The organism is Rathayibacter sp. VKM Ac-2760 (assembly GCF_009834185.1).
Classification (GTDB): Bacteria; Actinomycetota; Actinomycetes; order Actinomycetales; family Microbacteriaceae; genus Rathayibacter.
The window spans coordinates 1139472-1151303 of record NZ_CP047173.1 but is presented as its reverse complement, the minus strand read 5'-3'; the positions used below and the strand labels follow the sequence as shown (position 1 = coordinate 1151303).

The window sequence follows — 11832 nt, the reverse complement described above, 5'->3', positions numbered from 1 at the left end:
GACCCCTGTCACCCGAGCGGTGGCCTCAAGCCCCATCCTCGTCACGGTGGATCTCGATACGCCCTCTGCGAGGGCTACTCGATCACCAGGGGCCGCGCCCCACGTGAATCGCGTGCGGCCCTCAGACGGGGGCGCGCAGCGCGAGCACCTCGGAAGTCGCGGCGACGGTGCGCTCCGCCGTCTCCGGAGCGTCGTTCAGCGTGGAGCCGTAGCTCGGGACGAGCGCGCGGATGCGCGGCTCCCAGGCCTTCATCCGGTCCGGGAAGCAGCGCTTCACGATGTCGAGCATGATCGGCACGGCCGTCGAGGCACCGGGCGAGGCGCCGAGCAGACCGGCGATCGTGCCGTCGGCCCCGGTGATGACCTCGGTGCCGAACTGCAGCACGCCGCCCTTCTTCTCGTCCTTCTTCATGACCTGGACGCGCTGGCCCGCGGTGATGAGGTACCAGTCCTCGGAGCGGGCGGTGGGCAGGAACTCGCGGAGCGCCTTCATCTTCTTGTCGCGGCCGGCCAGCACCTCGCCGAGCAGGTACTTCATCAGGTCGAGGTTGTCGCGGGCGACCGCGAGCATCGGGCCGATGTTGTGCGGACGGATCGAGAGCGGCAGGTCGAGCCAGGAGCCGCGCTTGAGGAACTTGGGCGTGAAGCCGGCGTAGGGGCCGAACAGCAGCGAGGCCCGGCCGTCGACGACGCGGGTGTCGAGGTGCGGCACCGACATCGGCGGGGCGCCGACGGCGGCCTTGCCGTAGACCTTCGCCTGGTGCCGGGCGACGATCGCCGGGTTGTCGGTGCGCAGGAACTGGCCGGAGATCGGGAAGCCGCCGAAGCCCTTGATCTCGGGGATGCCCGACTTCTGCAGCAGATGCAGCGCCCCGCCGCCGGCGCCGACGAAGACGAACCGGGCGATGACCTTCTTGGGCGTGCCGCCGACCTTCTGCTTGAGGTCCAGGCGCCAGGTGCCGTCTTTCTGCCGGGTGATGCCGGTGACCTCGTGGCCGGTGTCGAGGGTGCCGCCGTGCGCGACGACGTGGTCGAAGAGCTGGTGGGTGAGCGCGCCGAAGTCGACGTCGGTGCCCGCCGGAATGCGCGTCGCGGCGTACGGTCCGCCGCCGGCGGGACGCTGCTCCATCAGCAGCGGCGCCCACTCGTGGATCGTCTTCGTGCTCTCGGTGAACTCCATGCCGGCGAACAGCGGCTGGTCCTTGAGCGCCTCGTAGCGCTTGCGGAGGTACTCGACGTTGGCCTCGCCGTGCACGAAGGTCATGTGCGGAGCGGAGTTGATGAAGCTGGAGGGCTCGCGGATGTCGCCGGCCTCGACGAGGCTCGACCAGAACTGGCGCGAGATCTGGAACTGCTCGTTGATCTGGATCGCCTTGGCGGGGTCGACGGAGCCGTCGGCCGCCTCGGGCATGTAGTTGAGCTCGCAGAGCGCGGCGTGGCCGGTGCCCGCGTTGTTCCACGGGTTCGACGACTCCTGCGCCACGTCGCCGAGCCGCTCGTAGGCGGCGATCGTCCAGTCGGGCTGGAGCTTGGTGAGGAGAGCACCGAGCGTGGCGCTCATGATGCCCCCTCCGATGAGGGCGACGTCGACCGGTTCCGAGGAGTTCACGAGAGTCGAGTTTACCGTCGGGCGCCGGGCGGCAGGCGGGCCGGGGGGCCGCCTGCCCATCAAATTGACGGCTTTTCCCGGCGGGGGCCGGCGGCGGCGGCCCCCGCTCGGACACGTGGGTCTCGATACGCCGCTCCGCGGCTACTCGACCAGCATGGTGTCCGCCCCTCGCAGAGAGCCCCTTCCATGCTGATCGAGTAGCCCTCGCAGAGGGCGTATCGAGATCCGCGCCGGGTCAGGAGACGGGCTGCTTCGCCGCGATCAGCTCGGCGATCTGCACGGCGTTGAGGGCCGCACCCTTGCGGAGGTTGTCGTTGCTGATGAAGAGCGCGAGGCCGCGGCCTTCGGGGGCGCCCTCGTCCGCACGGATGCGGCCGACGAAGCTCGGGTCGCTGCCGGCCGCCTCGAGCGGCGTCGGCACCTCGCGCAGTGCGACACCGGGGGCGTCGGCGAGCAGCTCGCGGGCGCGCTCGGGGCTGAGCGGCGCGGAGAACTCGACGTTGACGGACAGCGAGTGGCCGGTGAAGACGGGGACGCGCACGCAGGTGCCGGAGACCAGGAGGCCGGGCAGCTCGAGGATCTTGCGGCTCTCGTTGCGGAGCTTCTTCTCCTCGTCGGTCTCGTTCAGGCCGTCCTCGACGAGGCTGCCGGCGAACGGGATGACATCGAAGGCGATCGGCGCCACGTACTTCTCCGGCGCCGGGAACTCGACGGCCGAGCCGTCGTGCACGAGGTCGAGCAGGTGCTCGTCCGCGACGGCCGCGCGGACCTGGTCGGCGAGCTCGCGCGCCCCGGCGAGTCCGCTGCCCGAGACGGCCTGGTAGGTGCTGACGATCAGGCGGGTGAGCCCGGCCTCGCGGTCGAGGACCTTCAGGATCGGCATCGCGGCCATCGTGGTGCAGTTGGGGTTCGCGATGATGCCCTTCACGGCCTGGTCGATCGCGTGCGGGTTGACCTCGCTGACGACGAGGGGCACCTCGGGGTCCATCCGCCAGGCGCTGGAGTTGTCGATGACGGTGACGCCCGCGGCGGCGAAGCGGGGCGCCTGCGCGCGCGACCCCGTCGCTCCGGCCGAGAAGAGCGCGATGTCCAGACCCGAGGGGTCGGCGGTCTCGGTGTCCTCGACCACGATGTCCTCGCCGCGGAACGGCAGGGTCGTGCCGGCCGAGCGAGCGGTGGCGAAGAAGCGGATCGACGCGATCGGGAAGTCGCGCTCCTCGAGGAGGCGGCGCATGACCGTGCCGACCTGGCCGGTGGCTCCGACGACTCCGACGTGGAGGGGGGTGCTGCTCATGCTGTGCTCTTTCGTCCGTGCGGCGGAGCCGCTCACTGGGCGCGTGGGGAGGTGGGGGCGGGCCCCGAGGAGGAGCTCCGCGGAGACGCTACCGAACGCCGGCCGGCGCGCGGGGGCCGCCTCGCGCGATCGGCAGGATCGCGAGGGCGGGCGGCGGTCAGCGACCGGTGCCGGCGTAGACGACGGCCTCGTCGTCGCCGTCGAGCCCGAAGGCGGTGTGCACGACGCGGAGGGCGTCGTTCACGGTGTCGGCGCGGGTGACGACCGAGATGCGGATCTCGCTCGTCGAGATCATCTCGATGTTGATCCCCGCCTCGTAGAGGGAGCGGAAGAGCTTGGCCGAGACTCCGGCGTTCGTGCGCATGCCGGCGCCGACGAGCGCGAGCTTCGCGATCTGGTCGTCGTACTGGAGCGACTCGAAGCCGACCTCGTCCTTCTCGGCGTTGAGCGCCGTGAGGACGGTCTGGCCGTCGGCCTTGGGCAGCGTGAAGGAGATGTCGGTGCGGCCGGTCGCGGCGGCCGAGACGTTCTGCACGATCATGTCGATGTTCGAGCCGGTCTTGGCGACGATCGTGAAGATCTGCGCGGCCTTGCCCGGGATGTCGGGCACGCCGACGACGGTGATCTTGGCCTCGTTGAGATCGGCGGCGACTCCGGCGATGATCGGCTCTTCCACGGGCTGTCCATTCTTCTCGGTGCTGCTCGTGCCGGTGCTTCCGGCGGCGTCGTCGCCGGGCACGGCGTTGTAGACGATGGTGCCCTCGTTGGGGCTGAAGGAGGAGCGCACGTGCAGCGTCACTCCGTGGCGGCGGGCGAACTCGACGGCGCGGATGTGCAGGACCTTCGCGCCAGCCGCGGCGAGCTCGAGCATCTCCTCGCTCGAGATGCGGTCGAGCTTGCGGGCCTTCTTCACGACGCGGGGGTCGGCGGTGAAGACGCCGTCGACGTCGGTGTAGATCTCGCAGGTGTCGGCGCCGAGGCCGGCGGCGAGGGCGACGGCAGTGGTGTCCGAGCCGCCGCGGCCGAGGGTGGTGATGTCCTTGGTGTCGCGGTTGAAGCCCTGGAAGCCGGCGACGATGACGACCGCGTTCTCGTCCAGCGCGGCGCGCAGGCGCACCGGGGTGATGTCCACGATGCGGGCGGCGCCGTGCTGGGCGTCGGTGATCATGCCGGCCTGGCTGCCGGTGAAGGAGCGGGCGTCGTAGCCCATGCTCTTGATCGCCATCGCGAGCAGCGCCATCGAGATCCGCTCGCCGGAGGAGAGCAGCATGTCCAGCTCGCGCGGCGCGGGCAGCGGGGTGACCTGGTGGGCCAGCTCGAGCAGGTCGTCCGTGGTGTCGCCCATCGCGGACACCGCGACGACGACGTCGTTGCCGGCCTGCTTGGTGGCCACGATGCGCTTCGCGACCCGCTTGATGCTCTCCGCGTCGGCGACGGAGGACCCCCCGAACTTCTGGACGATCAGGCTCACGCGCTACTCCCGGGTCAGTGGCTCGGGCCGTGGCGACCCGACGCAGGAGTCTACCGGCGGGCGCATGCGCGAGTGGTCATGTTGCGGCGGGGGCGGGCGGGTGTCCTCGGGGCAGGGCGGTGGGGCACCTCCGGCACGCGGGAACGGCTCCGGCACGCGGGAACGGGCGGATCCGACGAGACGGAGGTGAATCCGCGAGCCGGGGGTCGGGTCCGAGGACGTTCGGCACGTGGAAACGGCTTCGGCACGTCGGAACCGACCGGAACCACGAGCCGAAGGTGGATCCACGAGCCGGAGGTCCGGTCCGAGGACGTTCGGCACGCGGAAACAGCCTCGGCACGCCAGAACCGACCGAAACCACGAGCCGAAGGTGGATCCACGAGCCGGACGTCCGGCACGAGGACGTTCGGCACGCGGAAACAGCCTCGGCACGCCAGAACCGACCGGAACCACGAGCCGAAGGTGAATCCGCGAGCCGGACGTCCGGCACGAGGACGTTCGGCACGCGGAAACAGCCTCGGCACGCCAGAACCGACCGGAACCAAGAGCCGAAGGTGCATCCACGAGCCGAAGGTGGATCCACGAGCCGGACATGCGGCACGAGGACGTTGGGCACGCGGAAACGGCTCCGGCACGCCACAACCGACCGGAACCACGAGCCGAAGGTGGATCCACGAGCCGGACGTCCGGCACGAGGACGTTCGGCACACGGAAACAGCCTCGGCACGCCAGAACCGACCGGAACCACGAGCCGGAGGTGGATCCGCGAGCCGGAGGTGGTTCTGCGAGCCGGAGGCGGGGGGGCGGCTCGGGTCAGTTCTCGACGAGGCGGCGGCCCTCGAAGGCGCGGCCGAGGGTGATCTCGTCGGCGTACTCGAGATCGCCGCCGACGGGGAGGCCGGAGGCGAGGCGGGTGATGCGGATGCCGAGGGTGCTGAGCATGCGGGAGAGGTAGGTCGCGGTGGCCTCGCCCTCGAGGTTGGGGTCGGTCGCGATGATGACCTCCTGGACCTCGCCGTCGGCCAGGCGCTGGAGCAGCTGGCGGATGCGGAGCTGGTCGGGGCCGATGCCGTCGATCGGGCTGATCGCGCCGCCGAGCACGTGGTAGAGGCCTCGGAACTCGCGGGTGCGCTCGATCGCGGGGACGTCTTTCGCCTCCTCGACGACGCAGATGACGGCGCGGCTGCGGCGCGGGTCGCGGCAGATGCCGCAGGTCGCCTCCTCCGCGACGTTGCCGCAGATGTCGCAGAAGTGCACGCGGTTGCGCAGCTCGAGCAGGATCTCGGCCAGGCGCGTGACGTCGAACGTCTCGGTCTGCAGGATGTGGAACGCGATGCGCTGGGCCGACTTCGGGCCGATGCCGGGGAGCCGGCCGAGCTCGTCGATCAGCTCCTGGACGATGCCTTCGTACATGCGGGCGCCTCCTCTCGGGGAGCGGATTCGGGGGTGAGGAGTGCGGGGGTGAGGAGTGCGGGGGTGAGGAGTGCGGGGGTGAGGAGTGCGGGAGTGAGGAGCGGGGCGGCGATCATGCGCCGGTCACGCGCGGACCACGGGGGACGTGCGGCTGCTCCTCGATGAACTGGGCGCCGAGGATCTCGCGGACGACGGCCTCGCCGTAGCGCTGCCGGCCGTCGGCCGTCGCCGAGCGGGTGGTGCGGGTGACCGGCCGCGGTGCGGGCTCGCGCCGCTCCGGCGTGCGCACGGGGGCCGGGGCGACGGGCGCAGCGGGAGTGGTGGGCTCACCGGGCGGGGCGACGGTGGCCCAGGAGTCGGGCATCGGCGGCTCGACCGGCGGCATGTCCTCCTCCGGTGGCTCCTCGTCGAACGGGGGCTCGTCGTCGGCCGGACCGCGGGACACCGGGGCGGCAGTGGCGGCGGCGGCCGTTGCGGCGGGCCGCACGGGCGGCTCCTCGGCCGGGACCGCGGGAGCGGACCGCGGCGAGGGGGCGAGGACCGGCACGTCGGAGTCGTCCGGGGCGGCGGCCGACTCGATCGCGGGCTCGGCGGCGACCTCGGCCGGAGCCGGGTCGGCCGGGATCGCGACCGTCGCCCACCGTCCGGGTCGCTGGGCGCGGCGGCGGCGGGCGACTCGGCGGCGGGCGCTGCGACCGCCTCGACCGCGGCGCGCTCGGCCTCGGGCGCGGCGGCGCGCGGCTCGACGCGGGCGATGTACTTCACCCGCAGGCCGAGGACCTGCTGGATCGCCTGACGGAGGTGCTCGCTGACGCCGGGCTGACCCGCACTGCCGGCCATCTTGAACGAGTCGACGTCGTTCTGGCTCGGGAAGGAGAGGGTGAGCACGTCGTCCTTGAGCGCCCGCACCTGTGCGGTGTAGGCGACGAGCCAGGCCGTCATCCGGGCCTTCTGCACGACCTCGAGGATCTCGGGCCAGGAGTCCTTCATCCGCTGGAGGGTGACGCCGCCGGGCTCGTCCGCGGCGGAGGGGGCGGACGCGGCGGAGGCGGCGGCAGCCGGACGGGACTCGCGCTGCTCGGGGGCATCGGCCGCAGGGGCGCCGGCGGGGACCGGAGCCTCCGCGTGCGCGGCCGAGACCACGGGGGTCTCGACGCGGGGTGCCGCCGCGATCGACTCGGGCACGGAGCTCGGCGTCGCCGCGCGGGAAGGGAGGTGCGCGTCGTGGGTCTGCGACTCGGCGGCGCGCGACTCCGGAGCTCGCGTCTCGGGCGCCGGGCGGGAGCGGGCCGGTGCCTCCTGCGCCGCCGCGGGTGCCGGGACGACGACGGAGGCCGGACCCCGGCCCTCGCCGGACCCGTGCACGAGGGTGCGCGCGATCATCAGCTCGAGGTGGAGGCGCGGCGACGTCGCGCCGGTCATCTCGGTGAGCGCCTCGTTGACGATGTCGGCGATGCGGGAGAGCTCGCCGAGGCCGAGCGCGCGCGACTGGCCGGCCATCCGGTCGAGCTCGTCCTGCGAGACGCCGCGGAGGACCGCGGAGGCCGCGCCCCCGGTGGCGGCGACGACGATGAGGTCGCGCAGCTTCTCCAGCAGGTCCTCGACGAAGCGGCGCGGGTCCTGCCCGGTCTGGATGACGCGGTCGACCGCGCCGAACGCCTCGGCGGAGTCGTGCTCGGCGAGGGCGTCGACGACCTCGTCGAGCAGGGCGCCGTGAGTGTAGCCGAGCAGGGCGACGGCGCGCTCGTAGCCGACCGTCTCGTCCTCGGAGCCGGCCATCAGCTGGTCGAGCAGCGACAGGGTGTCGCGGACCGAGCCGCCGCCGGCGCGCACGACGAGCGGGAGCACGCCCGCGGCGACGCCGACCTTCTCGCGCTCGCAGAGCTCCTGGGTGTAGTCGAGCATCTGCGCGGGCGGCACCAGCCGGAACGGGTAGTGGTGGGTGCGCGAGCGGATGGTGCCGATCACCTTGTCGGGCTCCGTCGTCGCGAAGATGAACTTCACGTGCTCCGGCGGCTCCTCGACGATCTTGAGCAGCGCGTTGAAGCCCTGCGGCGTGACCATGTGCGCCTCGTCGAGGATGAAGATCTTGAAGCGGTCGCGGGCCGGCGCGAAGATGGCGCGCTCGCGCAGGTCGCGCGCGTCGTCGACGCCGTTGTGGCTCGCCGCGTCGATCTCGACCACGTCGAGCGAGCCCTGGCCGTCGCGGCTGAGCTCGACGCAGCTGTCGCAGACGCCGCAGGGCGTGTCCGTCGGGCCCTGGGCGCAGTTGAGGCAGCGGGCGAGGATGCGCGCCGACGTGGTCTTGCCGCAGCCGCGCGGGCCGCTGAAGAGATAGGCGTGATTGACGCGGTTGGTGCGCAGCGCCGTCATGAGCGGATCGGTCACCTGCGACTGGCCGATCATCTCGGCGAACGTCTCGGGCCGGTACCGGCGATACAGGGCTGCTACCACCCGACAAGAGTAGCCGCGACCTCCGACACCGGACGCTGGTCGGCCGAGGCGCCCCCTCGCGTAGCCTCGAGGCCGTGACCGACCGCCCGAGCACTCCCCCGTTCGACGCCGTGATCCTCGCCGGCGGACGGGGCGAGCGCCTCGGCGGCGCGGCCAAGCCCCTGCTCGAGCACGACGGCTCGACGCTGCTCGCGCACGCCCGCGCGGCGGTCAACGGCGCCCGACGCGTCGTGGTCGCGGGACCGCCGGAGCTCCGCGGCGGGGTCGGTGCGGCGCGCCTCGTCCAGGAGGAGCCGGCGTTCGGCGGACCGGTCGCCGGTCTCGCGGCGGCGCTCCCCCAGCTCGCGCGGGACGGCGCGGCCGACTGGATCGCCGTGCTCGCCGCTGACCTCGTCGATCCGGCCCCCGCGCTCGACCGGCTGCTGACGGTCGCCGCCTCCGCCGATCCGGCGATCGACGCCCTGCTCGCCGTCGACGGGGACGGTCGCGCGCAGCTTCTGCTCGGCCTGCACCGCCGAGCCGCGCTGACCGCCGCCGTGGGCCGACTGCCCGAGGTCGACGGCGCCTCCGTCCGCTCGCTCCTCGCGGGGTCGATCGTGCTGCACGTCGAGGTGCCGGCAGGATCGACCGCGGACGTCGACGGCCCCGCCGACGCCCTCCGCCACGGCATCGCTGTGCCGGGCGCAGAATGAACGCGTGACCGACCAGTCGAACGAGACCCCCGCCCCCGCCCCCGGCTCTCACGAGGGCAGCGGCCCCGGTGACGACACCGCCGCGCTGCTCGCCTCGTGGTGGGAGGAGCTGAGCGCCGCACTCGAGCTCGCCGACGTGCCGGTCGAGCGCGACGCCCTGCTCTCCCTCGCCGGCGATGCGGCGCACGGCGTGGTGCGGCCGGCCGCTCCGCTGACGACGTTCCTCGCGGGCTACGCGGCGGGACTCCGGGGCGGCGACCGGGCGGCGCTCGAGGCGGCGGTGCAGACGTCGCTCGAGACGATCCGCATGCGTACGAACCGATCCTGAGACGCTACTCCCTCCCCCTCGATCCGGCACCAGGGTCCGGGCGTACGGTTCGCTCGAGCCTCGACGCCGCGGCCCTCCTCCGGACGACTGCGGCGCGGCTCCCGCGGGCACTCACGCACCGCGGTCGCATCCCGTGAAGGAGAACCGCATGTCGGGCAACAGAGCCGTCGCCTACAAGTCCCCCGGAGTCGTCGAGGTCATCGACATCGACTACCCGACCTTCGAGCTGAAGGACGGGCCGGGCGTCAACCCGGCCAACATCGGCAGGAAGCTGCCGCACGGCGCGATCCTCCGCACCGTCTCGACCAACATCTGCGGCTCGGACCAGCACATGGTCCGCGGCCGCACGACCGCGCCCGCCGACCTCGTGCTCGGGCACGAGATCACGGGCGAGGTCGTCGAGGTCGGGCCGGACGTGGAGTTCGTCAAGGTCGGCGACATCGTCTCGGTGCCGTTCAACATCGCCTGCGGCCGCTGCCGCAACTGCAAGGAGCGCAAGACCGGCATCTGCCTGAACGTGAACCCCGACCGGCCCGGCAGCGCCTACGGCTACGTCGACATGGGCGGCTGGGTCGGCGGCCAGGCCGAGTACGTGATGGTCCCCTACGCGGACTGGAACCTGCTCGTCTTCCCCGACCGCGACCAGGCGCTGGAGAAGATCCTCGACCTCACGATGCTGTCGGACATCTTCCCGACCGGCTTCCACGGCGCGGTCACCGCGGGCGTCGGCGTCGGCTCGACGGTGTACGTCGCCGGAGCGGGCCCGGTCGGGCTGGCCGCGGCCGTCGGCGCGCAGCTGCTCGGCGCGGCCGTCGTCATCGTCGCGGATCTCAACGAGGAGCGGCTCGCGCAGGCGCGCTCGTTCGGCTGCGAGACCGTCGACGTCTCGAAGGGCGACCCGGCCGGGCAGATCGAGCAGATCCTCGGCGTGCCGGAGGTCGACTGCGGCGTCGACGCGGTGGGCTTCGAGGCGCACGGCAACGGACCCGACTCGGGGACGGAGGCGCCGGCCACGGTGCTGAACTCGCTGATGTCGATCACCGCGGCGGGCGGCGCGCTCGGCATCCCCGGGCTCTACGTCACCGGCGACCCGGGCGGAGTGGACGAGGCCGCGCAGGAGGGCTCGCTCTCGATCCGCCTCGGGCTGGGCTGGGCGAAGTCGCTGTCCTTCACGACCGGCCAGTGCCCGGTGATGAAGTACAACCGCGCGCTGATGATGGCGATCCTGCACGACAAGGTGCAGATCGCGAAGGCGGTGCAGGCCACGGCCATCTCGCTCGACGAGGCGCCGCAGGGCTACGCCGACTTCGACAAGGGCGCCGCGAAGAAGTTCGTGCTGAACCCGAACGGCTACCTCGGCTGAGCCGGTCGACGGCGCCGGGTCCGCGGATCCGGCGCCGTCCCTCGCCCGCCTCGGCCGCGACCAGAATGGACGGATGAGCGAGACCGACTGGGACGGCGCCCGCGCGCGGATCGCGGCGGCGACCTTCCCTGAGCCGTTCGTGCCGGTCCCGCTGCTCGAGGCGGCGGGCTGCGTCATGGCGCTCGCCCTGTCCACTCCTCGGCCGCTGCCCCACTACGACTCCTCGGCGATGGACGGTTGGGCCGTGCGCGGTGCGTCGCCCTGGCGGATCGGACCGCGCAGCGCCGAGCCGATCGTCACCGGCGGGGCCGTGCCGCGATGGTGCGAGGCCGTGCTGCCCGACGAGCACGCGCTGAAGGTCGGTGACCTCCTCCACGCGGAGTACCCGCTGCCGCCCGGTCGGCACATCCGGCGGGCCGGGGACGAAGCTCCGGCCGGGACCCTGATGGTCGAGGCCGGACTGCGGCTGACCCCGGCGCATCTGGCGCTGCTGGCGATCGTCGGCCTCGACGACGTCGTCGTGCGACGGCCCGCGACCGTCGACCTGCTCTTCACCGGCGACGAGGTGGACACCTCCGGAATGCCCCGGGCCGGCCGCGTCCGGGACGCGTTCACGCCGCTGCTGCCGCCGCTCGTGCAGCACTCAGGGGGTGCGGTGGGATCGGTGCGCCGGCTCGGCGACGACGACGAGGCGATCGCCCGTGCGCTGCTCGCGAGTTCGGCTCCGCTGCAGATCACGACGGGCGGGACCGGGCGCTCGCGGGTGGACGCGGTGCGGCGGGCGCTCCGGATCGCGGGGGCGACCGTCCTCGTCGACGGGGTCGCGATGCGGCCGGGGCATCCGACGGTGATCGCGTCGCTGCCCGGTGGCGCGGTCGTGCTGGCGCTGCCCGGGAATCCGCTCGCGGCGTTCCTCGCGGCGCTGTCGTTCCTGCCGCCGGCGCTCGACGCGGCCACGGGTGCGCTCGCGTCACCGCTGCGTCAGGGAGTGCTGGCTGAGCCGCTCGGGCGGGCCGGGTCGACCGCGCTGGTGCCGGTCGTCGAGGCGGAGGGGGCCTGGCGAGCGGTCCACGGGATCCGGTCGCACATGCTCTCGGGGCTCACGGCGGCGGAGGCGGTGGCCGTCGTTCCGGCGGGGGGCGCCGGTGCGGGCGAGCGGGTTCGGCTGCTGCGGCTGCCGTGGTGAGGGGGTGCGGGGTCTCGATACG

At 72.9% G+C, this 11832-nt stretch carries 9 protein-coding genes; 4 read left to right on the top strand and 5 right to left on the bottom strand.

The genetic code is table 11. The annotated features are described in order from the left end of the window. Positions 1-121: 121 nt before the first annotated feature. The 5 genes from GSU72_RS05125 to GSU72_RS05105 all read right to left on the bottom strand — a co-directional run bounded on the left by GSU72_RS05125 (position 122) and on the right by GSU72_RS05105 (position 8241). Positions 122-1669: a malate:quinone oxidoreductase gene (locus GSU72_RS05125; protein WP_159984084.1), complete on the bottom strand. Its 1548-nt coding sequence runs from the start codon at positions 1667-1669 to the stop codon at positions 122-124. 175 nt (positions 1670-1844) lie between these two features. Beyond that, a complete protein-coding gene (locus GSU72_RS05120) occupies positions 1845-2903 on the bottom strand; it encodes an aspartate-semialdehyde dehydrogenase (RefSeq protein WP_159984083.1) in 1059 nt (352 codons plus the stop codon). Positions 2904-3060: 157 nt separating this feature from the next. Beyond that, positions 3061-4374: an aspartate kinase gene (locus GSU72_RS05115; RefSeq protein ID WP_159984082.1), complete on the bottom strand. Its 1314-nt coding sequence runs from the start codon at positions 4372-4374 to the stop codon at positions 3061-3063. Positions 4375-5187: 813 nt separating this feature from the next. Then, positions 5188-5787, bottom strand: a complete 600-nt coding sequence (gene recR, locus GSU72_RS05110) for a recombination mediator RecR (RefSeq protein ID WP_123447702.1) — start codon at positions 5785-5787, stop codon at positions 5188-5190. Positions 5788-5910: 123 nt separating this feature from the next. Continuing rightward, on the bottom strand, positions 5911-8241 hold the full coding sequence (locus tag GSU72_RS05105) for a DNA polymerase III subunit gamma and tau (RefSeq protein ID WP_208545153.1): 2331 nt from the start codon (positions 8239-8241) through the stop codon (positions 5911-5913). A gap of 74 nt (positions 8242-8315) precedes the next feature. Here GSU72_RS05105 and GSU72_RS05100 point away from each other — a divergent pair, with 74 nt between their 5' ends. From GSU72_RS05100 to GSU72_RS05085, 4 genes are all read left to right on the top strand, one after another. Further along, positions 8316-8933 carry an NTP transferase domain-containing protein gene (locus GSU72_RS05100; RefSeq protein WP_159984081.1) on the top strand — a complete coding sequence of 206 codons (618 nt, stop codon included), beginning with the start codon at positions 8316-8318 and terminating at the stop codon, positions 8931-8933. A gap of 4 nt (positions 8934-8937) precedes the next feature. Further along, positions 8938-9261 carry a DUF6457 domain-containing protein gene (locus GSU72_RS05095; protein WP_244255981.1) on the top strand — a complete coding sequence of 108 codons (324 nt, stop codon included), beginning with the start codon at positions 8938-8940 and terminating at the stop codon, positions 9259-9261. Between the two features lie 148 nt (positions 9262-9409). Further along, positions 9410-10624 (top strand): formaldehyde dehydrogenase, glutathione-independent, encoded by a 1215-nt coding sequence (gene fdhA, locus GSU72_RS05090; RefSeq protein ID WP_159984080.1) that lies wholly within the window; start codon positions 9410-9412, stop codon positions 10622-10624. A gap of 73 nt (positions 10625-10697) precedes the next feature. Continuing rightward, positions 10698-11810: a molybdopterin molybdotransferase MoeA gene (locus GSU72_RS05085; RefSeq protein ID WP_159984079.1), complete on the top strand. Its 1113-nt coding sequence runs from the start codon at positions 10698-10700 to the stop codon at positions 11808-11810. Positions 11811-11832: the final 22 nt, after the last annotated feature.